Origin of the sequence: Klebsiella sp. 10-1, from assembly GCF_009758445.1 — a bacterium.
GTDB lineage: Bacteria > Pseudomonadota > Gammaproteobacteria > Enterobacterales > Enterobacteriaceae > Klebsiella > Klebsiella scottii.
Window position 1 is genome coordinate 272,691 of sequence record NZ_WQRE01000007.1, and the last position, 24,051, is coordinate 296,741.

Here is a 24,051-nt window from a genome sequence, read left to right on the forward strand (position 1 = left end):
CCCTCCGCTTCCCATCGAAGACTCGCGCCTTTAATAATAAAGATGAATAATTTGGCGGTAGCTATATTACTGTGCCAGATAAATCTTTATTGGTCTGGCGAGGAATTTAGCCTGACCTTGCCAACCATGAACGCTAACACAGGCAATAACGCTCAATAAGTTAGAAAAATTTAAAATGAAATTTAGGAAAAATAATTTATTGCGGGACAGAATAACGGTATCTCATTTGATGCTGTTCCTGAATGCCTTTGGCGACACGCCGCTATAGCGCCGGAAAAATCGGGAGAAGTAGGTGGAATCGGAAAAACCCAAATAATCAGACAGTTGGGCTACCGTCATCCGGGTATACTGCAGATTCCGCCGCGCTTCAAGCATCAGCCGGTGGTGCAAAACCCCTAACGCGCTGCGGCCGTGGAATTCACGACACAAATAGTTAAGGTGCGTAGCCGAAATACCCACCCGCCTGGCGTACTCCGCCAGCGGGATATGTTCGCGATAGTGGCTCTCAATAAGACGAGAAAAGTGACGCATAGCGCTGCGCTTCCTTTCCGCTCTGTCTGCCGTTACCGGTGCCGGAAGGCAGCGTCGGTTCAGCCATACCAGCAGCGCGCCAAGCAGCGAATGGAGCATCATTTCGCGCGCATCAAGCTCTTCGCAGTACTCCTCGCGCAACGCCGTAAACAGCGCCCGAACATGGCCTCGGGAGCGCCTGACCGGCACGCACTGCGGCTGGCTGAGCACATCGAGCTGGCGGCCAAACTGGTTTTCAAAACGGCTGAGCAGCGGTAGCGCCAGCGAGAGCACGTACCCTTGAGTGCCCGGTGAAAAGCGAAATCCGTGAACGCACAGCGCCGGTACCACCTGGATGCAGGCTTCCGTCATCACGGTCGTCACACCCTCAATCTCGATCTCAGCTCTTCCCTTATGGAGATACAGCAGCTGCACCAGCTCGGCGTGCTGATGCATGCGGATATGCCACTCGTACAGGCTGCTGCGCTGCAAAATCGACTCGCAGTGCAGGAGATCCGGCGTCGGCCAGTCTCGTTCTTCCCCATATAGCTTAAACACGGGAACGCTATTCGCTGCCTGCATGACGACTCCTGCCGTTTTCAACGCTACGCCACGCGCTCCATTGGCAGACCGACATAGTTTTCCGCAATGGTGGTCAGCCCGGCACGTGAGCCAAGATAATAGCGGCGATCGGCCGCCTGCATTTTTTTATCAAACTCGCTCTGCTGCGGGAAATCATGCAGCAGGCGGGTCATAAACCAGCTGAATCGTTCGCCTTTCCACACCCGATCCAGCGCGAAACGCGAGTAGCTCGCCAGCAGGTCGGCGCGATTATGGTGATAATATTCGCGCAGGATCCGCCATAAATAGTTCACGTCAGAGGCGGCCAGGTTCAGCCCTTTCGCCCCGGTTGGCGGCACGATATGCGCCGCGTCCCCGACCAGGAAAAGCCTTCCGTACTGCATCGGCTCCACCACGTAGCTGCGCAGAGGTGCGATGCTTTTCTCAAGTGAGTGACCAGTCACTAACTTTGTAGATAGCTCATCCGGCAGGCGGTTCTTCAGCTCTTCCCAGAAACGCGCATCCGACCACTGCTCCACCTTATCGCTAAGCGGTACCTGTAAATAGTAGCGGCTACGAGTTAGTGAGCGCTGACTACAGAGAACAAATCCGCGTTCATGATGGGCATAAATCAGCTCGGGATTAACCGGCGGCGTATCGGCCAGCATCCCCAACCAGCCAAACGGCCAGACGCTTTCATACTCTTTAAGGAGCTCACGCGGAATGCTTTGCCGCGACACGCCGTGAAAGCCATCGCAGCCGGCGATGAAATCACAGCTGAGGCGGTGCGTTTCCCCGCCGCTGACGAAGGTGATTGCCGGCCGATCGCTTTTTGCATCGTGAATTACCACGTCGCTGACGCCGTAAACGATCGGCGCCCCGCCGCTGGCGCGGGCCGCCATTAAATCCCGGGTCACCTCGGTCTGGCCGTACACCATCACGCTTTTCCCCCCGCTAAGCTCCGTAAGGGCGACCGGGACGCGCTGCCCCTCAAACAAAAACTCAACGCCGTGATGCACCAGCCCCTCTGCGTCCATCCGCTGCGCCACGCCCGCCTCACGGAGCAGATCGACGGTGCCGCTTTCAAGAATACCTGCCCGGATGCGCCCGAGGACGTATTCAGGCGTCTGTCGTTCGAGGATAACGGTCCGAATCCCCGCATTATGCAACAGCTGCCCCAGCAGCAGCCCTGAGGGACCAGCACCGATTATCGCGACCTGAGTTTTCATAGGGCTATCTCGCTCTCGAATGGTTAATTATTTGTTTGTTTTTTGTTTATTAAAAGTTCTCAGGTGCATTTTTGATAAGTCAGGTGGGAAAAAGAAGGCAATAACGGCGGCAAAAACTGCACTTTTCAACAGTTTTATAAAAGTGTGGTGCGGTTCAAAATTTATCCATCCGGCCGGGAGGCGGCTTTTTGCACATTATTTGATCCCGACCCCCTCAGGCAAATCGAGAGTTCAGGTTAAAGTAGCGACGGACACTACGGCATCGGGCGTTACTGACAGCAGGTATTTATGCAAGCAGATCGGACAGTTCAGCGCACAATTACGCGATTGTGCATTCAGTGTGGTCTTTTCTTACTGCAACACGGGGCGGAAAGCGCGCTGGTTGAGGAGCTTTCTACTCGCCTGGGGCGGGCGTTAGGCATGGACAGCGTGGAAAGCGCCATTTCATCGAATGCGATTGTCCTCACCACCATCAAAGACGGCGAATGCCTGACCTCCACGCGTAAGAATATCGATCGCGGAATTAATATGCATGTGGTGACCGAAGTGCAGCATATAGTGATCCTTGCCGAGCATAAGCTGCTGGATTATAAAGATGTGGAAAAGCGCTTTACCCAGATTAAGCCGCTGCGCTACCCGCGCTGGCTGCTGGTGCTGATGGTTGGGCTCTCCTGCGCCTGCTTTTGCAAATTAAACAACGGCGGCTGGGATGGCGCGCTGGTCACCTTCTGCGCCAGCACCATCGCAATGTATATCCGCCAGCTGCTGACTCACCGCTCGATGCATCCGCAGATCAACTTTTGCATTACCGCCTTTGTCGCCACCACCATCTCCGGGCTGATGCTACGTTTACCGGCATTTGCCAGCACGCCAACCGTCGCGATGGCCGCCAGCGTGCTGCTGCTGGTACCCGGTTTTCCGCTGATAAACGCCGTGGCGGATATGTTCAAAGGACATATTAACACCGGCCTTGCGCGCTGGGCGCTCGCCAGCCTGCTGACCCTTGCCACCTGCATTGGCGTGGTGATGGCGATGACCATGTGGGGGCTACGCGGATGGGCATAATCACGTATCTGTTTGCTCTGGCTCAGGACATGGCGCTGGCGGCCATCCCTGCCGTTGGGTTCGCGATGGTATTTAACGTCCCGCAGCGGGCGTTGCGCTGGTGCGCGCTGCTGGGCGCCATTGGCCACGGTTCACGTATGGTGATGATGACGGCGGGCTTTAATATCGAGTGGGCAACCTTCCTTGCCGCCCTGCTGATTGGCAGTATCGGCATTCAGTGGTCCCGCTGGTACCTGGCCCACCCGAAGATCTTTACCGTTGCCGCAGTGATCCCCATGTTCCCGGGCATCTCCGCCTATACGGCGATGATCTCGGCGGTAAAAATCAGTCATTTTGGTTATTCTGAAGAGATGATGATTATGCTGTTAAGCAACTTTTTAAAGGCATCGTCTATCGTTGGTGCGCTATCTATCGGTCTTTCTATTCCTGGCCTGTGGCTGTACCGCAAGCGTCCGCGGGTATAGCGAGCCGCGCCGCCGGGATCGGTCAGTCGCTCCATCCCGGCCGGGCGCTGTGCTACTATGTGTGCTATTCCCCCACTCTATCGTTGTTCAGAGCTGAGATAGTGTTATGTCTTCGCGAATTTTAACTACCGATTTTAGCGGCCTGGATGATTTCATTCAGGATCCTGCGGCCATTCTCGCAAAATCGGCCAACGGTGCCGTTGCCGTTTTTGCCAACAATACTCCTGCCTTCTATGCGCTGACGCCGGAACGTCTGGCCCAGCTGCTTGAGCTGGAGAGTAAACTGGCACGCCCCGGCAGCGACATCGCGCTTGATACGCAGTTCTTTGACGAGCCGGCCGCCGCGCCAGCCGCGATCCCTATGGGAAAATTCGCCATGTACGCCGACTGGCAGCCGGACGCGGATTTTCAGCGCCTCGCGGCGCTGTGGGGTATCGCCCTGAGCCAGGCGGTCACGCCGGAAGAGCTGGCGGCATTCGTTGCCTACTGGCAGGCGGAAGGCAAAGTCTTTCATCACGTGCAGTGGCAGCAAAAGCTGGCGCGTAGCGTGCAAATCGGTCGCGCCAGCAACGGCGGCCAGCCGCGTCGTGATGTGAATACGGTCAGCGAGCCGGATAACCATATTCCACGAGGGTTCAGAGGATGAGCATGAAAAACGTTGGCGAACTGATGAAGCGCCTGCAAAAGATGATGCCTGCTCATATCGAACCGGCGTTTAAAACCGGTGAAGAGCTGCTGGCATGGCAGAAAGAGCAGGGCAAGCTGCGTTCTGAAGCCCTTGAGCGGGAGAACCGGGCGATGAAAATGCAGCGGACGTTTAACCGCTCCGGCATCCGCCCGCTGCACCAGAACTGCTCGTTTGAGAACTACCGGGTTGAGTGCGAAGGCCAGATGAACGCGCTGTCCAGAGCGCGCCAGTACGTTGAAGAGTTCGACGGCAACATCGCCAGCTTTATCTTTTCCGGCAAGCCCGGCACCGGTAAAAACCACCTTGCGGCCGCCATTTGTAACGAGCTGCTGCTGCGCGGTAAATCGGTGCTGATCATAACCGTCGCCGACATCATGTCGGCAATGAAAGACACCTTCGGCAACCGGGAAATCAGCGAAGAGCAGCTGCTGAACGATCTCAGCCGGGTCGATCTGCTGGTGATCGATGAGATCGGCATGCAAACCGAATCCCGCTATGAAAAAGTGATCATCAATCAGATCGTCGATCGCCGCTCCTCATCAAAGCGCCCGACCGGAATGTTAACCAACAGCAACATGGACGAGATGAACAAGCTGCTCGGCGAGCGCGTGATGGATCGTATGCGCCTCGGCAATAGCCTGTGGGTGATTTTCAACTGGGATAGCTATCGTCACCGGGTCACCGGCAAAGAGTATTAAGACATTTCCGAACTCAGGCGGGGTTATACTGCGGAAATACTTCAGTAACCACGATGAGTAAACTTATGAAATCTGCACAATCCTTGTTCCGCACTCTGATGATTGCCGGCGCCTTTTTCGCAGCCGGCGCACAGGCCGCCTCCTGGCAGGACTCCCTCTCCAGCGCCGCCAGCGAGCTCAGCAGCCAAAGCGGTTCGCAGCAAAGCGGCGCGCTGTCGCTCTCCTCGCTGACCGGCCTGCTGAACGGAGGGAGCCAGTCGCTGACCTCCAGCAGCATGAACAATGCCGCCGGCATTATGTCGTACTGCGCGAAACAAAAGCTCTCCTCGGTGACCAATACCGAAAACATCAAAAACCAGGTTCTGGATAAACTCGGCCTCGGCACCGCGGAAAAACAGAAAGAGGATACCGGCTATCTTGAAGGTTTACAGGGCCTGCTGAACAGCAATAACGGCCAGCAGCTGAACCTGACCACCCTCGGCAGCAGCCCGCTGGCGGAAAAAGTGAAAACCAAAGCCTGCGATCTGGTCCTCAAGCAGGGCGCGAAATTCCTATCCTGATCCTCTCCCCAGATGCCGCGTTTAGCGCCTTAGCCTGGACAACGCGGCCGCAACGCCGTTTTTTAACATTGATGGTCTCATTTTTCCCCGCCGGGAAGGATGAGACGTCGATCAAAAATGGCGACTTATAAACCAATTCTGAACCACAGCACAGTTTCATGACTCTACAATTGCAGCAATATGGCACTGCCATTACAGTATATCGTGGAAACCGATCTATTTTGCCAGCGGTCAGCTGGCGCTAATGAGGGTAAGCTGTGTCAGAGTTGTTATCCATCGCCCTGTTTCTCACCTCGGTGGTGATTTATGCCTTGAAAGCCGGTCGCAATACCTGGTGGTTTGCCGCTACGCTGACGGTACTGGGCCTGTTTGTCGTCCTGAACATCACCCTCTACGCCAGCGATTATTTCACCGGCGACGGCATTAATGACGCGGTGCTTTATACCCTGACCAACAGCCTGACCGGCGCGGGCGTCGGCAAATATATCCTGCCCGGCGCCGGAATTATCGTGGCGCTGGTGAGCGTTTTCAGCGCCCTTGGCTGGATACTGCGCCGACGCCGTCATCATCCACACCACTTTGGCTACAGCCTGCTGGCGCTGGTTCTCGCGCTGGCCTCCGTTGACGCCAGTCCGGCGTTCCGCCAAATTAGCGAGCTGGTGAAATCGCAGTCCCGCGACGGCGATCCGGATTTTGTCGCCTACTATAAAGAGCCGTCGAAAAGCATCGCCAACCCTCAACTCAACCTGGTCTATATCTACGGCGAAAGCCTTGAACGCACCTATTTTGATAACGACGCGTTTCCCGATCTGGCGCCCGAGCTTGGCAAACTGAAAAACGAAGGCCTCGATTTCAGCAACACCGCGCAGCTGCCGGGTACCGACTACACCATCGCCGGGATGGTCGCCTCGCAGTGCGGTATTCCCCTGTTTGCACCGTTTGAAGGCAACGCCTCGGCCTCGGTATCCAGCTTCTTCCCGCAGAATATCTGCCTCGGCGACATTCTGAAAAACTCCGGCTACGAAAACTATTTTGTGCAGGGCGCCAACCTGCGTTTCGCCGGGAAGGACGTGTTCCTGAAGTCCCACGGCTTCGATCATCTGTACGGCGCTGAAGAGCTGAAAACCACGGTGGCCGACCCCGCCTATCGCAACGACTGGGGCTTCTACGACGATACAGTGCTGGATGAAACCTGGAAAAAATTCGAACAGCTTTCGCAATCCGGTAAACGCTTCTCGCTCTTTGCGCTGACGGTGGATACCCACCATCCTGACGGCTTTATTTCCCGCACCTGCCAGCGAAAAAGCTATGAAATGGGCGGTAAAAAGAACCTCTCCTTTAGCGCGGTAAGCTGCAGCCAGGAGCATATCGCGGCGCTTATCGAGAAGATCAAAGCCTCGCCCTATTTCAAAAACACGGTGATCGTGGTCTCTTCCGATCACCTGGCGATGAAAAACACCGCCTGGGAATACCTGAACAAGCAGGATCGCAGCAACCTGTTCTTTGTGCTGCGCGGCGACCAGCCGCAGCAGGATACGCTGGCGGTGAAGCGTAATACTATGGACAACGGCGCCACGGTGCTGGATATCCTCGGCGGCGATAACTACATCGGCCTCGGCCGCAGCAGCCTCTCCGGGCAGTCGCTTTCCGGCATCTTCCTCAATATGAAAGATAAGGTGCTGGCCTGGAAGCCTGACGTCATCCGCCTGTGGAACTTCCCGAAAGAGATGAAAAACTTCACCGTGGACGCGCAGAAAAGCATGGTCTCCTTCTCCGGCAGCCACTTCCGTCTGCCGCTGCTGCTACGGGTCTCCGATAAACGCGTCGAGCCGCTGCCGGAGAGCGAATACTCCGCGCCGCTGCGCTACCAGCTGGCCGATTTTGCCCCGCGCGATAACTTTGTCTGGATCGACCGCTGCTACAAGATGGGTCAGCTATGGTCCAGCGAGCTGGCGCTCTCCACCGACTGGTGCGTATCGCAGGGCCAGCTCGGCGGCGAGCAGACCGTCCAGCGCGTCGATAAGGCCCAGTGGCAGGGGAAAACGGCGTTTAAAGATACCCTCATCGATATGGAGCGCTACAAAGGCAACGTCGACACGCTGAAAATTGTCGATAACGATATTCGCTACAAGGCCGACAGCTTCGTGTTTAACGTCGCCGGCGCGCCGGAGGAGGTCAGGCAGTTTAGCGGCATCTCCCGGCCGGAATCCTGGGGCCGCTGGTCCAACGCGCAGCTGGGGAGCGAAGTCAAAATCGAGTTTAAGAACCCGCTGCCGGAGAAATTCGATCTGGTGATCACCGCCAAAGCCTACGGGCCCAACGCCAACAAGCCGATCCCGGTTCGCGTTGGGGATAGCGAACAGACGCTGACGCTGGCGAATGACGTCTCCACCACCACGCTGCATTTCGACAACCCGTCGCGCAGCGATACGCTGATTATCGTTCCGCCGGACCCGCAGTCCACCAACGAAGGCAATATTCTCGGCCACGCGCCGCGCCAGCTGGGAATTGGCATGGTGGATATAAAAATCGTCAAACGCGAAGGCTAAACCCGCCCGTCCGGCTCTCTGCGGGCCGGACGGCGCGACGCAAGACCGCCTGATCCCCTATCTTACCGCCCGGCAGAAGTCGCGGCAGGGAACTCCACGCTCATTTCATACTGCTGCAGCGCCAGGGCCGCATACCCCGCCGCGCTGAACAGCGGCGTAAACGACTCCGGAACGGTGACCGAGGTGCCAAGACCGGGGAACTGCCGGGCAAGGGCAATAAGCAGCTCGCGCGCCAGGCCGCGGCCGCGGGCGGCAGGTTCGACCCACAGCAGCTGGAGCTGCGGCTTCGCGGTGAGCGTCGCCAGCACCGCGAACGCCTGCTGATTAAGCGTCAACGCGCGGCACGGCAGCGTATTGAAGGTCATTGGGTCCATCAGCCACGGCAGCCGACCGTTGATTTCCGCCCCCGCCCTGCGCGTCAGCGCCAGCACATCGCACTGCTCCAGCACCGGCGCGCTCTCGCCCTCCGGCCGCGAGCTCAGATAGCCGCAAAGCCCGTGACGAACGCTAAAGCCCAGCGATTGATACAGCGCAACCGCGGCATGATTATCGCGAATCACCTCCAGCCACATCCGACGCACGCCCTGGGCCTGTAGCGAGGCCATCAGCGATACCATCAGCGAGCGGCCGGTTCCTTTTCCCCGCCAGGCCGGCCGCACGGCAAACGCCGCCAGCCTGGCCGCATCGCCGCGACGGGTGATAATGGCGATTGCCGCCGGCGTGTCCCCCGCCAGCCAGACGCAAGAATCCAGCAGGCTCAGCCCTTCAGAGCTGAAGCGATGCACAAACACCTCTACCGACAGCGCAACGGGCACCAGGTAATCTTCGAAGCAGTCGCTGAGGATTGTCGTCAGCTGTTCGCTGCTAAAGCAGGTGGCGGGGACGGCGGTCAATTCCATATGTTTCTCCCAAAGGTGCTATGCTGAAGCGATGAAAAATAACACTATAACTGCCGAAGTGACATTGCGCCTGACCGAGGAGAGCGATATCCCTCGTCTGCCCGCCGTTGAGCGCTCGGCAGCGCAGGCTTTTCGTCAGATCCCCGCTCTCGCCTGGCTGGCAGATAGCGCCGTCATCAGCGCCCGGGAGCATTATCAGTATCTCGAAACGGACCACAGCCTGCTGGCCATCGGCGGCGGAGAGCCCGTTGGCTTCCTGCTGAGCGAACCGCTCGATGATGCGCTGTTTATCGTGGAAATCGCCGTCCGTCAGGAGTGGCAAGGGCGCGGAATTGGCCGGATGATGCTGGCGCAGGTTACCGACACCGCCCGCAGCATGGGCTATCCGGCGCTGACCCTCACCACCTTCCGCGAAGTTCCGTGGAACGCCCCGTTCTACACCCGCCTGGGATTCTGCATGCTCGATGAACAGCGCCTGCCATCCGGGCTGGCGGCTAAAAGGGAGCGGGAAACAAGCCACGGCCTGCTGCCGGAGACCCGCTGCGCCATGCGCCTCGCGCTGTAGCCCACATCGCCGCTTCGGCGCTGCTTTTTCTGCCCTGAATATGGTACAAAGTATCATTACACATTTAGCGACTGATACCCGTATGGCCTACTCGATTGATATCATCTCCTGCATCACCGATCGCTTCCTCGAGCTGACCGTTACCGAAAAGCGGATAGCCCAGTTTATTCTCGACGATGTCGCCGCAGCGGCCGAGCTGCCGATCGCCGAAATTGCCCGCCTGACCAGCACCAGCCAGGCCTCCGTCACCCGCTTTGCGCGGGCGCTGGGGTGCAAAGACGTCCGCGAACTGAAAATGAAGCTCGCGCAGTCGCTGGCCGTCGGGCAGCGCTTTATTCTGGATGTCCCGGATCTGGAGGGCGTACAGGGGATCTACGAGTCAATTATTGGCGTCCTGGAGACCAACCGCCGGGCGCTGGATATTAACGCGCTGAAGCGCGCCGTCTCCTGGCTTAGCGATGCCCGGCAAATACTGGCGCTCGGCATGGGCGGCGGCTCGACCATCTGCGCGCAGGAGATTCAGTATCGCCTGTTCCGCCTCGGCCTGCCGGTCGTCAGCCAGAACGACGGCCTGCTGGTGCGCATGATGAGCTCGGCCGTAACGCCGAAGGACGTGGTCATCGTGCTGTCGCTGGGGGGATATACCAAAGAGATCATTGAAAGCGCGGCTATCGCCAGGCAGTACGGGGCGAAGGTAATTGCCATCGCTCCGGCGGGTACGCCGCTGGCGGAGCAGGCGGATCTGCTGCTGCCGCTGCTGGTGCGCGAAAACGACTATATTTTCAAACCCAGCACCTCGCGTTACGCCATGCTGGCGATGGTCGATGTGCTGGCCACCGAACTGGCGATGGCCAACAAGCCGCAGGCGAAAGACCGCCTGCGGCGCATCAAGCTGGCGCTCGACAGCCACCGCGGCGGCGTCGACCGCCAGCCGCTAGGCGACTAGCTCCCGGCCGGCGGCAATAAAGCGCTCCGCCTGTTCGCGGGTGCGCGTCGGCGTCTGCCCGGCGCGGTACAGATCGCTCCCCAGCCCCGCGCCGGCGCATCCGGCCCGCACCCAGACGGCGAGGTTATCCGGCGTGACGCCCCCCACCGCCAGCACCGGCACCTCCGGGGGCAGCACCGCCTTCAGAGCCCGAATGTAGTCCGGGCCAAAAGCGGAGGAGGGAAAGATTTTCAGCCACTGCGCGCCGGCCTCCAGGGCGTTAAACGCCTCCGTCGCGGTGGCGCATCCGGCGCAGACCAGCATCCCCTGCGCCACCGCCCGGCGGATCACCGCCGGCTGGGTATTGGGCGTCACCACCAGCTTCGCCCCCGACGCGGCAAGAAAATCCACCTGTTCGACGTTAAGTACCGTCCCTGCGCCAATCACCGCCCGATCGGCAAAGCGGCTGACCATCTGCGGAATACTGTGCCGCCAGTCCGGTGAATTTAGCGGGATTTCAATATAGCGAAAACCGGCGCCAATCAGCGTCTCAACGTGTTCCGCCGCCTCTGCGGGGCCAATACCGCGCAAAATCGCGATCAGCTTAACTGCGTTCATCTATTATCCTCGCCATACCGCTCAAAAATGCCTCATCGCCGCCACAGCTCTGCACCACCCGACCTTGCGCCGACATCGCGCGTCGGTAGCGGGCAGTCAGCGCCGGGTCCCCCACCAGGGTGACGGCGGCGGTACGATAGCGATCGCAAAAGGCCGCAGCCTCCGCGCCAATCAGCAGCCCGGAGAGATAGTCGCTGACCGAAGCCGGCGCCAGCGCCCCCAGCAGCCGTGCTGCGCGGGCGCCGAACAGCTCGGCTGCCAACGGCGACGTCATGCCTTTTTCCAGGCCCAGCTCAAAAGCGGCGTCGTCCGGTCGCTGTTCAGGAAGATGCCTGCCAATCAGCGACTGGCTAAGCAGCAGGTGATGCAGCTCGCCGGTCATGGCGGTGGAGAAATGGCGTACGACTCCGCGCTCTACCTGCACCCACTTGCAGTGGGTGCCCGGCATGATGTAACAATCGGCGGGGGCAATTTGCCCGGCGCCCAGCAGCTGGGTCTCTTCACCGCGCATCACGCCGTAGTCCCCGGCCTGTTCGACCTTGAGACCGGGCACAATCCACACGTTTTCAGCGACGCTGAACAGCTGGCGGCCCGGCGCGTCGATGGCGACGGGGCAGGCCAGATACGGCACCGGGCACCAGCCGGCGTCGCTGCCGATCATCCCGGCCATCACCACCGGCAGCGCCCGATCGCCGCGCCAGGGCGCCAGATGCTGGCGGAATATATCCGCCGGCGCCTGCCCGTTAAGCCGGGAAATCCCCAACGGCAGCTGTTTCGTTTCAACGCACTCCCCGTCGCGTATCAGCCAGCCGCGCAGCTGCGTGGAGCCCCAGTCGACGGCAATATAGTCCTGCATCTGCGTCTCCTTAGCCCTGCGACGTATTGCGTTTGCCGATGGCCAGCGGCGGTGCCGCCGGGCGGCTTTCACGTTCGCGGGTAATCATCTCCAGCGCCTCTTCACGGCTCATGCTGCTCGCAGGAGTCAGTAGCGTGACGATCACCGAGGCCGCCAGGCTGGTGAGCACCGACGGGATACACGGATTGCCCCAGAACGCCAGCCAGTCGCTGTCCATCAGCACGGCGACCGATGCGCCGGCGCCGCCGGCCAGCGCGGCGACCGCTCCCTGCCAGTTAAAGCGCGTCCAGAAGCGGCCGAGCATGGTGCAGATAAACATCCCGGACATAATCATCGAGATCATTTTGGTGATGTAGCTAATGATGTCGTTGGAGGTCAGGGCGAACACCAGCGCCAGGGCGATAACCAGCACGAGGAACATCCGCGACAGGCGAATCGCCCTCTCCGGCGCGGGCATATGGCCGGTCACCAGGGTATAAAGGTCGCGCAGCATAATCGAGACGGCGGCGATGGCGTCGGAGCTGCCGGAGGACATGTTGGCCGACATCCCGGCGATCAGAATCGCCATCGCCAGCACCGGCGGCAGGACCTGGGTGGCAAACAGGAAGGCAAAGCCGCTGTTTTCGAGATTGGCGTTCATCGTCCACACCGCCATGCCGATAATCGCCGGCAGGAACGAAAAGCCGAGATAGAGCAGGCCGGTGATGGTGAACGACTGGCGCACGGAGGAGACGGTTTTTGCCGAGTAAATACGCTGGCGGTAGGACGGCGTTGCCAGAACCCCCACGCCAATCACCACCGCCAGAGAGAGCGCGGGAAGCACGCCGAGCTTATCGACGGCAAACAGGCTCTGGGCCGCCGGGTCAACCGCCTGCTGAATATGGCTCCAGCCGCCGACGTGATGGACCGCGAGGATCGCCATTAAAATAAAGCCGACGAACAGGACAATCGATTGAATGGTGTCGATCCACACCACCGCGGAGTAGCCGCCGATGCCGACGTAAACCACAAAAGCCAGCGCAATAATAATTTTGGCGACGTTGATATCAATTCCGCTGGCCCACGCCAGATATAGCCCGCCGCCTAATATATGGGCGCCGAGCCAGCCGATCGAGGCAATAAAAATAAGGATCGCTACCAGGTTTTTAATAATTTTACTGCCGCCGGTATAATACGACATCTCTTCGCTCATGGTCATAAAGCGAAATTTACGCACCGGGGCAAAGAGCCACGCCACCAGCAAAATACCGACCGCGCCGCCGAGGCCGTACAGCATCCCCGCCCAGCCGTTGCTGTAGCCAAAGCCCACGGCGCCTACGCTGGAGCCGGTGCCAACCATGGTGCCGACCGTCGACCCTAGCGTCAGGAACATCGGCAGGGAGCGCCCGCCCAGCAGGAAATCATCGCCGTTCTTTTGCTTGCGTGAAACGTACCAGCCTAAAGCGATCATCGCGCAGGCATAAACGGAAAACCAAATCAGGAATGACATATTATTCATTGCTCACATCCAGGCGTAATAAATAATATTCGTACCGCTGAATATTATGAGTTAATAGTAACGATGCCGAAAAAAGGCACAGCAATCCTGGTCGCGCTGGCCGACTTATTCGGCCTGACGCTACTCTCACATTGTTATGGGTCGCTCCCCGGCCAGCGGCGGGGAGCTATTATTTAGACGCGGGCAGCGTTATAACAGGTCACATCCACTTCAACTTTGCAGTCCACCACCAGATCGGCCACGCAGCAGATCCGCGCCGGCGGATTATCGCCAAAGAACTCGCGGAACACTTTGTTGAAAGACTGGAAATAGCGCGAGTCGGTGAGGATCACCTTCACGTGCACCACGTCGGCAAGGGTATAGCCTGCTTCATTCATGATATCGACGCAGTTCTGAATCGCCAGCCGCGACTGATCGACAATGCCACCCTCCACCACTTCGCCGTTTTTCATCGGCGTCTGGCCGGAAACATACAGCCAGCCGCCCGCTTCCACCGCGCGGGCAAACGGCAGATGCTGCCCGCCGGTGCCGGTTCCGCCTTCCACGCCGTAACGTTTAATGCTCATACTCAACTCCTTAGTCCATCCGGCGGCGCAGGAAACGCCCCGCGCGCCCGGTAATTTTTTTATCGCTGCCGTAGCTCATGACGCCGTTCACCATCACCGCCTCAATGCCGTCCGCCGGCCGCTTCGGGTCGGAGAAGCTGGCAACGTCGCGCACCGTCTGTGGGTCAAACAGTACCAGATCGGCAAAGTAACCGATTTTAACCAGCCCACGTTCCGATAGCTGGAAGCGCGCCGCCGACAGCCCGGTCATTTTGTGAATAGCGGTGGTCAGCGGAAAAAGCTGCTCGTCGCGGCTGTAGTGCCCCAGCACCCGTGGGAAAGCGCCCCACAGCCGCGGATGCGGCATCGGATCGTTCGGCAGGCCATCGGAGCCGATCATGGTGACCGGATAGCGCATCACCCGCCGCACGTCCTGCTCATCCATGTTGTAGTAGATAGCGCCGGCCGGCATCAGCTGCGCCGCGGCGTCGTGCAGGCTCACCTGCCACTCGTCGGCGATCTGCCGGAGCGTTTTTCCCGCCTGCTCCGGCCGGGACTCGGACCAGGTGATCACGATGTCGAATTCATCGGTCACCTGCTTCATATCCAGCGTTGAGGAGCTGGCGGAATAGGGATAACAGTCGCAGGCGATTTCCTGGCGCTGGCGCATCTCATCGAAGAAGGCCAGCGTCTCGCGCGTGCGCCCCCAGTTCTTTGCCCCGGCGCATTTATGATGAGAAACCACCACCGGGACGTTGCCGTGACGGCCGATACGAAACGCTTCGTCGAGAGCCTCAAGGATAGGCTCAAATTCAGACCGCAGATGGGTGGTGTAGATCCCCTGCTCCGCCGCCAGCTCTTCCGCCAGCGCCATCACCTCTTCGGTGGTGGAGTGGAACGCGCTGGCATAGGCCAGGCCGGTGCTCAGGCCCAGCGCTCCTTCACGTAGCGCATCGCGCAGCTGGACGCGCATTCCGGCAATCTCCGTCTCCGTCGCCGGGCGGAACAGATCGTCCATATGGTTATTACGCAGCGCGGTATGGCCAATCAGGGTGCCGACGTTGAGCGACGGCCGGGCCGCCTCCACCGCGTGGGCATAGGCCTGCACGGTGGGATAGATAAACTGCTCCTGCTCGCCCAGCAGGTTCATCGGATCGGGCACCGCGCCGCGCATGGTCGCCATTGCCGCGCTGATCCCGCAGTTGCCGACGATCACCGTCGTCACGCCCTGGCTGAGCTTGGGTAAATATTCCGGCATCCGGATGACGTTGATATCGTCATGGGTATGCACATCGATAAAGCCGGGCGCCAGCACGCGCCCCAGGCCTTCAATTTCGCGCTCTGCCGTCACCTGCAGCGCCGGAGCGATAGCCACAATGCGATCGCCCTTCACCGCCACGTCGCCGCGATACTGCGGCCCGCCGCTGCCGTCAATAACCGTGACGTTCTTAAAAAGCCAGTCAACCTTCATAGCAATTACTCCCTTTCGACTATGCCGACAAGTTAACCATTTACAAGGCGGAAAAACAGTGGAAAACTACGCAAAACCCAGATCGTTTTATGATACTTTTATTCACAATGAATAATATTTAAGTATTAAAATAATATTTATCAAATATTTATAACTGATACCCATTTAAAATCCGAAAGTAAAACCTGAAAGGATAGTGTTATGAAATACCACCACGCAACGCTTGTCCCGCATAAATCAGCGCCGATGACATCGCCGGCGAACCTGCTGGCGGAAGAGGTCTGCCTTCCCGCCGCGCTGCTGAAAAAAAGCGCTCTGGAAAACAATATCGCCTGGATGCAGCGCTACGCTGACGCCCGCGGCGTCTCGCTGGCGCCGCACGGCAAAACGACGATGACGCCGTGGATTTTTCAGGCCCAGCAGCGGGCCGGCGCCTGGGGGATCGGGGTCGGCAGCGCCTGGCAGGCCGCTGCGGCGATGGCCAGCGGCGTCCAGCGCGTATTGATGGTCAATCAGCTGGTGGGCAAGGCCAACATGCAGGCCGTTTCTCAGCTGAAAACCCACTACCGCAGCGTAGATTTCATCTGCTGCATAGATAGCCTCGCTAACGCCCGCGCGCTGTCGGCCTTTTTTGCCGAACGCCGGCAAACCCTGGACGTGCTGATTGAGCTTGGGGTGCCCGGCGGGCGCTGCGGCTGTCGCAGCCTGGAGGATGCGCTGGCGCTGGCACAGAGCGCGGCCGAGCTACCGGGCCTGACGCTGCGCGGGCTGGAGCTGTATGAAGGGGTGCTGCACAGCGACGATCCGCAGCCGCAGGTCGAAGCGCTGCTGCGCCAGGCCGCGGACCTCGCCTGCCGAATGGAGCCGCTGGTCGACGGCGAGTTTATCCTGACCGGTGCCGGCACCGTCTGGTATGACGTGGTGTGTAACGTCTGGCTGGCGGCCAAAAAGCCGGCGCGCTGCCGAATAGCGATCCGCCCCGGCTGCTACATCACGCACGATATGGGGATCTACGATGTTGCCCAGCAGGAGCTGATCGCCCGGGATCCGATCGCCTGCGATCTGGCCGGCGATCTGACCTCGGCCCTCGAGCTGATGGCGATGGTGCAGTCGGTTCCGGAGGCGGATCGCGCGGTGGTCAACTTCGGCAAGCGCGACTGCGCTTTCGATGCCGGCCTGCCGCAGCCCATCGCCCACTATCGCGGCGGAGAGCCGCTGCCGCTGCGCGCGGAGGAGATCGTCAGCGTCGGGATCATGGATCAGCACTGCATGCTGCGCCTGGCGCCGGGCAGCGATGTGCAGGTCGGCGATATCCTGGTCTTTGGCACCTCGCACCCGTGTCTGACCTTCGACAAATGGAAAACGCTGCTGCTGGTCGACGACGAGTACAACCTGCTGGAAGAGCTGGATACGCTGTTCTGATTCATCCCGCATGACGGCCCGCGCCGTCTCCGGGCTCCGCGTCCGGCCTCGCTAAGCGCCGGATCGCCGGAGAAATCGCCTAACGCCGCAGGGCGACAATCTCCTCATACAGCGAACGCCCGATCGTCACGCCCTGACGTTCGCTGACCTGACGACAATCGAAGCGCCGCTCTCCGGGAAGACGGGCCCCCTGCGCGCTCATGGCATCAAACAGCGTCTCCGCCCGCGCCAGATGCTCGTCCGCCAGCGGCCCGAGAAAGCGCTGCGGATCGAGCGCCAGAATCAGTTCGCCGCCGTACGGTAGCCCGCCGGCGCCCTTATCCCACGCCAGCGACTCCGCGCTGGTCATATCGCCAATCAGCGGCCCGGCGAGCAGCTCCACCATCGCCGCCAGCGCCGAACCCTTATGGCCGCCAAAGGTCAGCATCGCTCCGTCGAGAACGGCGGCGGCGTCGGTGGTGGGCTCTCCTTCGGCGTCGATTCCCCAGCCTTCCGGCAAGGCCTTCCCGGCACGCTGATGCAGCTGGATCTCGCCGCGCGCCGCCACGCTGGTTGCCATATCAAAAATAAACGGCGGCCTGTCGCCGCGCGGCCAGCCAAAGGCGATAGGGTTGGTGCCAAAGAGCGGACGGCTGCCGCCCGCCGGCGCGACCCACGCGTGGCCCGGCGTGCAGGCCAGCCCCACCAGCCCCGCCTCGGTGAGCGGCTCAACGTCGGCAAACAGGGCCGAAAAGTGCACGCAGCGGTTAATCGCCAGCGCGGCAATACCGCTGTGGCGCGCCTTGGCGCACAAGAGCGGCAGCGCTCGCTCAAGCGCCAGCAGCGAAAAGGCGCCGTTAGCATCCACCCGCACAACCGCCGGCGCCCGGTCGTCAATCTGCGGCTCGGCGTCGGGCGAGACCTTCCCTTTGCGCAGGGTATCGACGATCCCCAGCAGGCGCCACAGGCCGTGGGAAGCGCAGCCGTCGCGCTCCCCGGCGGTCACGTTACGCGCCACTGCCGCCGCATGGCTCTCGCTGAAACCATTATCGCTGAGCACCTGGCGGGAAAGCGCTTCAGCCTCTGGCAACGTCAGCGTTACCGTCTCCATAATCTTCTCCTTTGCTCTTCTTCTACTCTTCTGCATCGCCATTAAAGTTAGCCTGAGGAAGGCAGCTGCGCGCGCTGATTTACTCCTCTTGCCGATCGTCGCGCACGGCGCCGTTACGGTTGCCGAGCGCGATAAACTCCTCCAGCAGCGCGGTCAGCTGCTGCATTTTTTCGCTGGTAAACTCTTCTTCGATCAGGCGATAGGCCTCTTCAACCTGAGCCTGGGCGCTTTGATACAGCTTTGTTCCTTCCGCCGTCAGCGAAACGTACAGCTTGCGCTGATCGCTGACCGGCTTCAGACGCAACACCAGGCCGTCACGTTCCATGCGGGTCAAAATACCGGTCAGGCTCGGGCGCAAAATGCAGGCGCGGAAGGCCAGGTCGTGGAAATCCATCGACGGGTTTTCGGCAAGGATGCGCACAATACGCCACTGCTGCTCGGTGAGATTATGGCGTTTGACGATCGGCCGAAAGTGGCCCATCGCCGCTTCCCGCGCCTGCAACAGCGCAATGGTTAACGAATCATGCATCACATACCTCTACATCGTATTTCAGAATCTATTAACAAGTTAATAATTAGCGTTTATTTGCCGATGACGCAACCGGTTTCTGCTGCTGAAAAGTACCAGCCTTTTCATGAAAAATAACTAACAATATGATTATAAACAATTAAGTTTCATTCGTGTAAATTTATTGTTAATCCGATCACAAAACATTCACTTCTGTTTGCCAAACCCTTCCGCAAGGAATAAAAGGTAATCATTAACATATTAATGAAATCCATTAAGCTTCAGAAATCAGTACCAGAGGAGTGGTGAATGAAAGGTACCATCTTCGCCGTTGCGCTTAACCACGGCAGCCAGCTCGACGCCTGGCGGGAAGCGTTCCAACAGGCCCCGTACAAAACGCCGCCGCAAACTGCGGTCTGGTTTATCAAACCGCGTAATACCGTTATCGGCAGCGGCGACGCGATCCCTTACCCGCAGGGGGAAACCGTGCAGAGCGGCGCCACCGTGGCGCTGATCGTCGGTAAAACCGCACGCGGCGTCTCCGTCGAAGAGGCCGCCTCCTGCATCGCCGGCTACGCGCTGGCCAACGACGTCAGCCTGCCGGAAGAGAGCTTTTACCGCCCGGCGATTAAGGCGAAATGCCGCGACGGTTTTTGCCCGCTTGGGGGCCTCGTCCCGGTACAGAACGTCGATAATCTGACCATCATCACCGAAATCAACGGTCGCGAAGCGGATAGCTGGAACACCGCCGACCTGCAGCGCAGCGCCGCCGAGCTGCTAAGCGCCCTGAGCGAGTTCGCCACCCTCAACCCCGGCGATGCCATTCTGATCGGCACTCCGCACGCCCGCGTAACGCTGCGCCCCGGCGATCGCGTACGCATTCTCGCCGAGGGTTTCCCGGCGCTGGAAAACCCGGTCGTCGCAGAAGGAGAGCCGGCATGAAACAGGCACGTATTGAGTGGCAGGGCCAGGTACGCAGCGCGCAGGTCGACGATCGCGAGCAGGTCATTCTCGACGACGGCACCCGGCTGCAGGAGGGTGAATTCCGCTGGCTGCCGCCCGCCGACGGAACGCTGTTCGCGCTGGGACTGAACTATGCCGATCACGCCAGCGAGCTGGAATTCAAGCCGCCGGAAGAGCCGCTGGTGTTTATCAAAGCGCCGAACACCTTTATCGGCCACCGCCAGGAGTCGGTGCGTCCGGATAACGTCGAATATATGCACTACGAAGCCGAACTGGTGGTGGTGATTGGCAAAACCGCGCGCAAGGTCAGTGAGGCCCACGCCCTGGACTACGTCGCCGGCTATACCGTTTGCAATGACTACGCCATTCGCGACTATCTGGAAAACTACTACCGGCCGAATCTGCGGGTAAAAAGCCGCGACACCCTGACCCCCATCGGCCCGTGGATCGTCAGTAAAGAGACGGTTCCGGACCCGCACAACCTGACCCTGAGCACCTGGGTCAACGGCGAACTGCGCCAGCAGGGCACCACCGCCGATCTGATCTTCAGCATCCCGTACCTGATTGCCTGGCTGAGCGACTTTATGACCCTGCAACCGGGCGACATGATCGCCACCGGCACGCCGAAGGGGCTGTCTGACGTGGTGCCGGGTGACGAAGTGATCGTCGAAGTCGAAGGCGTGGGCCGCCTGGTCAACCGCATCATCAGCCAGCAAGCGTATGAGGAGAAGCTGTCATGAAAAAAATTAACCACTGGATCAACGGCGAAAGCGTGGCAAGCGCGGAGTATTTCCACACCACCAACCCGGCCACCGGCGAAGTGCTGGCGGAAGTCGCTTCCGGCGGTGAAGCCGAAGTGAATCAGGCGGTAGCGGCAGCCAAAGCGGCGTTCCCGAAATGGGCCAACCTGCCGATGAAGGAGCGCGCGCGCCTGATGCGCCGTCTGGGCGATCTGATAGACCAGAACGTTCCGCAGATCGCGGCGATGGAGACCGCCGATACCGGCCTGCCGATCCACCAGACCAAAAACGTGCTGATCCCGCGCGCTTCGCACAACTTCGAATTCTTCGCCGAAGTGTGCCAGCAGATGAACGGCAAAACCTATCCGGTTGACGACAAGATGCTCAACTACACCCTCGTGCAGCCGGTCGGCGTCTGCGCGCTGGTGTCGCCGTGGAACGTGCCGTTTATGACCGCGACCTGGAAGGTGGCGCCGTGCCTGGCGCTGGGCAACACCGCGGTGCTGAAAATGTCCGAGCTGTCGCCGCTCACCGCCGACCGTCTCGGCGAGCTGGCGCTGGAAGCCGGTATTCCGCCGGGCGTGCTGAACGTAGTACAGGGCTACGGCGCGAACGCCGGTGACGCGCTGGTGCGCCATCATGACGTGCGCGCTGTGTCGTTTACCGGCGGCACCGCCACCGGACGTAACATCATGAAAAACGCCGGACTGAAAAAGTACTCGATGGAGCTGGGGGGCAAATCGCCGGTGCTGATTTTTGAAGATGCCGATATCGAGCGCGCGCTGGATGCCGCCCTGTTCACCATCTTCTCAATCAACGGCGAACGCTGCACCGCCGGCTCGCGCATCTTCATTCAGCAGAGCATTTACCCGGAGTTCGTCAAGCGCTTCGCTGAACGCGCCAGCCGCCTGCGCGTCGGTGACCCGACCGATCCCAACACCCAGGTCGGGGCGCTGATAAGCCAGCAGCACTGGGAAAAAGTCTCCGGCTATATCCGCCTCGGCATCGAGGAAGGCGCCACGCTGCTGGCCGGCGGCCCGGATAAACCCACCGACCTGCCGGCGCATCTTCGCGGCGGCAACTTCCTGCGCCCGACGGTGCTGGCGGACGTCGATAACCGCATGCGGGTTGCCCAGGAAGAAATCTTTGGCCCGGTCGCCTGTCTGCTGCCGTTTAAAGACGAAGCCGAAGGTCTGCGCCTCGCCAACGATATCGAATACGGCCTCGCCTCCTATATCTGGACCCAGGACATCAGCAAGGTCCTGCGCCTCGCGCGCGGTATTGAAGCCGGCATGGTCTTCGTCAATACCCAGAACGTCCGCGACCTGCGCCAGCCGTTCGGCGGCGTGAAAGCCTCCGGCACCGGCCGCGAAGGCGGCGAGTACAGCTTCGAAGTGTTCGCCGAAATGAAAAACGTCTGTATTTCCATGGGTGACCATCCGATCCCGAAATGGGGTTTATAAGGAGCACAAGATGGGCAAATTAGCGTTAGCCGCCAAGATTACTCACGTACCGTCAATGTATCTCTCCGAGCTGCCGGGGAAAAACCACGGCTGCCGCCAGTCGGCGATCGACGGTCATAAGGAGATCGGTAAACGGTGCCGGGAGATGGGCGTCGATACGATTATCGTCTTTGATACCCACTGGCTGGTGAACAGCGCCTACCACATTAACTGCGCCGAGCATTTTAAGGGGATCTATACCAGTAACGAGCTGCCGCACTTTATTCGCGACATGACCTACGACTACGACGGTAACCCGGAGCTGGGCCAGCTGATTGCCGACGAAGCGGTCAAGCTGGGCGTCCGCGCCAAGGCGCACAACATCCCGAGCCTCAAGCTGGAGTACGGCACCCTGGTGCCGATGCGCTATATGAACAGCGATAAGCATTTCAAAGTGGTCTCGATCTCCGCTTTTTGCACCGTTCACGACTTCGCCGACAGCCGCAGGCTGGGGGAAGCTATCGTCAAGGCCATTGAAAAATATGACGGTACCGTAGCGGTCTTCGCCAGCGGCTCGCTGTCGCACCGCTTTATCGACGACCAGCGCGCCGAAGAGGGGATGAACAGCTACACCCGCGAGTTTGACCACCAGATGGATGAGCGGGTGGTAAAACTGTGGCGCGAAGGCAAATTCAAAGAGTTCTGCACCATGCTGCCGGAGTATGCCGACTACTGCTACGGCGAAGGCAATATGCACGATACGGTGATGCTGCTCGGGGTGCTCGGCTGGGATAAATACGACGGCAAGGTCGAGTTTATCACCGACCTGTTCGCCAGCTCCGGTACCGGCCAGGTCAACGCCGTCTTCCCGCTGCCGGCTCAGGCGTAAGGGGTCTGCGATGCCACATTTTATCGCCGAGTGCACGAACAACATCCGCGAACAGGCCGATCTGCCCGGCCTGTTCGCCGAGGTCAATCAGGCGCTGGCCGCCACCGGGATTTTCCCGATCGGCGGCATCCGCAGCCGCGCCATCTGGCTGGATACCTGGCAGATGGCCGACGGCAGGCACGATTACGCCTTCGTGCATATGACGCTGAAAATCGGCAGCGGGCGCAGTCTGGAAAGCCGCCAGCAAACGGGAGAGATGCTCTTTGCCCTGATCAAAGCGCATTTCGCCGCGCTGATGGAGAGCCGCTACCTGGCGCTGTCGTTCGAGATTGCGGAGCTGCACCCGACCCTGAATTACAAACAGAACAACGTCCACGCGCTGTTTAAATAATTGACGTTATCCGGACGCGGGCTCCCCGACCTCGGCGCTCTCGTCCGGGCAACCCGATGGTACCAATTGCAGGCAATGTCACAGGAATCCCTATGCTCGATAAACAGACCCGCACCCTGATCGCCCGGCGGCTGAACCAGGCCGAAAAGCAGCGTGAACAGATCCGCGCCATCTCTCTCGATTATCCCTCGATTACCATTGAGGACGCCTACGCCGTCCAGCGCGAGTGGGTCGAGCTGAAAATTGCCGAGGGCCGGGTGCTGAAGGGCCATAAGATTGGCCTGACCTCGAAGGCGATGCAGGCCAGCTCGCAGATTAGCGAACCGGACTACGGCGCGCTGCTCGACGATATGTTTTTTCACGACGGCGGCGATATTCCCACCGACCGCTTTATCGTTCCGCGCATCGAGGTCGAGCTGGCCTTCGTGCTGGCCAAACCGCTGCGCGGCCCGAACTGTACGCTGTTCGACGTCTATAACGCCACCGACTACGTGATCCCGGCGCTGGAGCTGATCGACGCCCGCTGCCACAACGTCGATCCTGAAACCCAGCGTCCGCGTAAGGTGTTCGACACCATCTCCGATAACGCCGCCAACGCCGGGGTGATCCTCGGCGGCCGGCCGGTTAAGCCTGATGAGCTGGATCTGCGCTGGATCTCCGCCCTGCTATACCGCAACGGGGTCATCGAAGAGACCGGCGTCGCCGCCGGCGTGCTGAATCACCCGGCCAACGGCGTTGCCTGGCTGGCGAACAAGCTGGCGACGCACGATGTGCAGCTGGAGGCCGGGCAAATTATCCTCGGCGGCTCGTTTACCCGTCCGGTCGCGGCGCGCAAAGGCGATACCTTCCACGTCGATTACGGCAGCATGGGCGCGATTAGCTGCCGCTTTGTCTAGGGGAAAGAA

At 59.8% G+C, this 24,051-nt stretch carries 25 protein-coding genes and 1 pseudogene; 16 read left to right on the forward strand and 10 right to left on the reverse strand.

All coding sequences use genetic code 11. The annotated features are described in order from the left end of the window. Nucleotides 1-222: 222 nt before the first annotated feature. A complete protein-coding gene (locus tag GO007_RS22945) occupies nt 223-1,092 on the reverse strand; it encodes a helix-turn-helix domain-containing protein (RefSeq protein WP_095103961.1) in 870 nt (289 codons plus the stop codon). A 23-nt stretch (nt 1,093-1,115) separates the two neighbouring features. After that, entirely contained in the window at nt 1,116-2,300 is a 1,185-nt protein-coding gene (pobA, locus tag GO007_RS22950; RefSeq protein WP_095103963.1) for a 4-hydroxybenzoate 3-monooxygenase, read from the reverse strand. 288 nt (nt 2,301-2,588) lie between these two features. On the opposite strand from pobA, the gene GO007_RS22955 reads away from it, so the two are divergent. The 6 genes from GO007_RS22955 to opgB all read left to right on the forward strand — a co-directional run bounded on the left by GO007_RS22955 (nt 2,589) and on the right by opgB (nt 8,324). Continuing rightward, the gene (locus tag GO007_RS22955; RefSeq protein ID WP_095103965.1) at nt 2,589-3,365 is read left to right on the forward strand and encodes a threonine/serine exporter family protein; all 777 of its coding nucleotides are present in this window, start codon (nt 2,589-2,591) and stop codon (nt 3,363-3,365) included. Further along, on the forward strand, nt 3,356-3,829 hold the full coding sequence (locus tag GO007_RS22960) for a threonine/serine exporter (RefSeq protein WP_095103967.1): 474 nt from the start codon (nt 3,356-3,358) through the stop codon (nt 3,827-3,829). Before GO007_RS22955 ends, GO007_RS22960 begins: the two co-directional genes overlap by 10 nt. Before the next feature lie 106 nt (nt 3,830-3,935). Then, nucleotides 3,936-4,475, forward strand: coding sequence for a primosomal protein DnaT (gene dnaT, locus GO007_RS22965; RefSeq protein WP_095103969.1), 540 nt, complete (start codon nt 3,936-3,938; stop codon nt 4,473-4,475). Nucleotides 4,476-4,477: 2 nt separating this feature from the next. Beyond that, nucleotides 4,478-5,215: a DNA replication protein DnaC gene (gene dnaC / locus GO007_RS22970; RefSeq protein WP_095103971.1), complete on the forward strand. Its 738-nt coding sequence runs from the start codon at nt 4,478-4,480 to the stop codon at nt 5,213-5,215. A gap of 65 nt (nt 5,216-5,280) precedes the next feature. Continuing rightward, nucleotides 5,281-5,775, forward strand: a complete 495-nt coding sequence (locus GO007_RS22975; RefSeq protein WP_095104119.1) for a YjjA family protein — start codon at nt 5,281-5,283, stop codon at nt 5,773-5,775. 257 nt (nt 5,776-6,032) lie between these two features. After that, on the forward strand, nt 6,033-8,324 hold the full coding sequence (gene opgB / locus GO007_RS22980) for a phosphatidylglycerol--membrane-oligosaccharide glycerophosphotransferase (RefSeq protein ID WP_095103973.1): 2,292 nt from the start codon (nt 6,033-6,035) through the stop codon (nt 8,322-8,324). Between the two features lie 62 nt (nt 8,325-8,386). Here opgB and GO007_RS22985 read toward each other — a convergent pair whose 3' ends face one another. Beyond that, entirely contained in the window at nt 8,387-9,223 is an 837-nt protein-coding gene (locus tag GO007_RS22985; RefSeq protein ID WP_095103975.1) for a GNAT family N-acetyltransferase, read from the reverse strand. 31 nt (nt 9,224-9,254) lie between these two features. On the opposite strand from GO007_RS22985, the gene GO007_RS22990 reads away from it, so the two are divergent. Next, nucleotides 9,255-9,788, forward strand: a complete 534-nt coding sequence (locus tag GO007_RS22990; protein WP_095103977.1) for a GNAT family N-acetyltransferase — start codon at nt 9,255-9,257, stop codon at nt 9,786-9,788. An 82-nt stretch (nt 9,789-9,870) separates the two neighbouring features. Next, nucleotides 9,871-10,734: a MurR/RpiR family transcriptional regulator gene (locus GO007_RS22995; RefSeq protein ID WP_045860118.1), complete on the forward strand. Its 864-nt coding sequence runs from the start codon at nt 9,871-9,873 to the stop codon at nt 10,732-10,734. Here the strand turns inward: GO007_RS22995 and GO007_RS23000 are convergent. The 5 genes from GO007_RS23000 to GO007_RS23020 all read right to left on the reverse strand — a co-directional run bounded on the left by GO007_RS23000 (nt 10,723) and on the right by GO007_RS23020 (nt 15,701). Continuing rightward, nucleotides 10,723-11,331, reverse strand: a complete 609-nt coding sequence (locus GO007_RS23000) for a 2-dehydro-3-deoxy-6-phosphogalactonate aldolase (protein WP_095103979.1) — start codon at nt 11,329-11,331, stop codon at nt 10,723-10,725. The genes GO007_RS22995 and GO007_RS23000 overlap by 12 nt on opposite strands. After that, entirely contained in the window at nt 11,318-12,187 is an 870-nt protein-coding gene (locus GO007_RS23005; RefSeq protein WP_095103981.1) for a 2-dehydro-3-deoxygalactonokinase, read from the reverse strand. Before GO007_RS23005 ends, GO007_RS23000 begins: the two co-directional genes overlap by 14 nt. A 10-nt stretch (nt 12,188-12,197) precedes the next feature. Next, a complete protein-coding gene (locus GO007_RS23010) occupies nt 12,198-13,685 on the reverse strand; it encodes a sodium:solute symporter family protein (protein WP_095103983.1) in 1,488 nt (495 codons plus the stop codon). A gap of 173 nt (nt 13,686-13,858) precedes the next feature. Beyond that, nucleotides 13,859-14,251 (reverse strand): RidA family protein, encoded by a 393-nt coding sequence (locus GO007_RS23015; RefSeq protein WP_095103985.1) that lies wholly within the window; start codon nt 14,249-14,251, stop codon nt 13,859-13,861. Between the two features lie 10 nt (nt 14,252-14,261). After that, entirely contained in the window at nt 14,262-15,701 is a 1,440-nt protein-coding gene (locus GO007_RS23020; RefSeq protein WP_095103987.1) for an N-acyl-D-amino-acid deacylase family protein, read from the reverse strand. Between GO007_RS23020 and GO007_RS28990 the strand changes: the two are divergent. Next, a pseudogene (locus GO007_RS28990) lies at nt 15,670-15,823 on the forward strand (hypothetical protein). The gene GO007_RS23020 and the pseudogene GO007_RS28990 overlap by 32 nt on opposite strands. Nucleotides 15,824-15,902: 79 nt before the next feature. Next, a complete protein-coding gene (locus GO007_RS23025; RefSeq protein ID WP_095103989.1) occupies nt 15,903-17,123 on the forward strand; it encodes an amino acid deaminase in 1,221 nt (406 codons plus the stop codon). Nucleotides 17,124-17,202: 79 nt separating this feature from the next. On the opposite strand, the gene GO007_RS23030 is transcribed toward GO007_RS23025, so the two are convergent. After that, on the reverse strand, nt 17,203-18,213 hold the full coding sequence (locus tag GO007_RS23030) for an Ldh family oxidoreductase (protein WP_095103991.1): 1,011 nt from the start codon (nt 18,211-18,213) through the stop codon (nt 17,203-17,205). Nucleotides 18,214-18,292: 79 nt separating this feature from the next. Further along, nucleotides 18,293-18,742, reverse strand: a complete 450-nt coding sequence (gene hpaR / locus GO007_RS23035) for a homoprotocatechuate degradation operon regulator HpaR (RefSeq protein WP_095103993.1) — start codon at nt 18,740-18,742, stop codon at nt 18,293-18,295. Nucleotides 18,743-19,030: 288 nt separating this feature from the next. Here hpaR and GO007_RS23040 point away from each other — a divergent pair, with 288 nt between their 5' ends. The 6 genes from GO007_RS23040 (at nt 19,031) to hpaH (ending at nt 24,042) form a co-directional block, all read left to right on the forward strand. Then, a complete protein-coding gene (locus tag GO007_RS23040) occupies nt 19,031-19,663 on the forward strand; it encodes a fumarylacetoacetate hydrolase family protein (protein ID WP_095103994.1) in 633 nt (210 codons plus the stop codon). Then, nucleotides 19,660-20,424 carry a fumarylacetoacetate hydrolase family protein gene (locus tag GO007_RS23045; RefSeq protein ID WP_095103996.1) on the forward strand — a complete coding sequence of 255 codons (765 nt, stop codon included), beginning with the start codon at nt 19,660-19,662 and terminating at the stop codon, nt 20,422-20,424. Before GO007_RS23040 ends, GO007_RS23045 begins: the two co-directional genes overlap by 4 nt. Continuing rightward, complete coding sequence (gene hpaE / locus GO007_RS23050; RefSeq protein WP_095103997.1) at nt 20,421-21,887, forward strand: 5-carboxymethyl-2-hydroxymuconate semialdehyde dehydrogenase; 1,467 nt, start codon at nt 20,421-20,423, stop codon at nt 21,885-21,887. Before GO007_RS23045 ends, hpaE begins: the two co-directional genes overlap by 4 nt. A gap of 10 nt (nt 21,888-21,897) precedes the next feature. Beyond that, entirely contained in the window at nt 21,898-22,755 is an 858-nt protein-coding gene (gene hpaD / locus GO007_RS23055) for a 3,4-dihydroxyphenylacetate 2,3-dioxygenase (RefSeq protein ID WP_095103999.1), read from the forward strand. A gap of 10 nt (nt 22,756-22,765) precedes the next feature. Further along, nucleotides 22,766-23,146, forward strand: a complete 381-nt coding sequence (locus tag GO007_RS23060; RefSeq protein WP_095104001.1) for a 5-carboxymethyl-2-hydroxymuconate Delta-isomerase — start codon at nt 22,766-22,768, stop codon at nt 23,144-23,146. 92 nt (nt 23,147-23,238) lie between these two features. After that, nucleotides 23,239-24,042, forward strand: coding sequence for a 2-oxo-hept-4-ene-1,7-dioate hydratase (gene hpaH / locus GO007_RS23065; protein ID WP_095104003.1), 804 nt, complete (start codon nt 23,239-23,241; stop codon nt 24,040-24,042). Nucleotides 24,043-24,051: the final 9 nt, after the last annotated feature.